Origin of the sequence: Bacillus sp. SIMBA_031 (assembly GCF_046535225.1) — a bacterium.
Lineage (GTDB): Bacteria > Bacillota > Bacilli > Bacillales > Bacillaceae > Bacillus > Bacillus velezensis.
Genome location: NZ_JAWRXC010000114.1, coordinates 1 through 306 on the forward strand (window position 1 = coordinate 1; position 306 = coordinate 306).

Here is a 306-nt window from a genome sequence, read left to right on the forward strand (position 1 = left end):
CCAGTTCATCGTGAAATTCAAGGATATGGATGGCATCCAGTCGTCCGATCGGAAGTCGTCCCTCGGCCGGGCAGCCACCGCTGTGGGCATTCCAGTGGAAGCGGTCCGTACCTTGGCCACAGGCGAAGAAGTTATAAGGACCGACCGGAAACTCGGGGCTGAAGAAATCAACGAGTTCGTTTCCACCTTGGCGGCTGATCCCACTGTGGATTACGCCGAACCGGACGCCATCATGAGGCCCCTGGCGCTTGCACCGAACGACTCGCTGTTCAAGTATCAGTGGAACCTCGGTGCGGGGACAGGCGG

At 59.2% G+C, this 306-nt stretch carries 1 protein-coding gene; it reads left to right on the plus strand.

Annotated features, from left to right (window positions below; translation table 11 throughout):
• Positions 1–306: hypothetical protein (locus SB724_RS19730; RefSeq protein WP_410572489.1), on the plus strand; the 306-nt coding region annotated here is incomplete at both ends.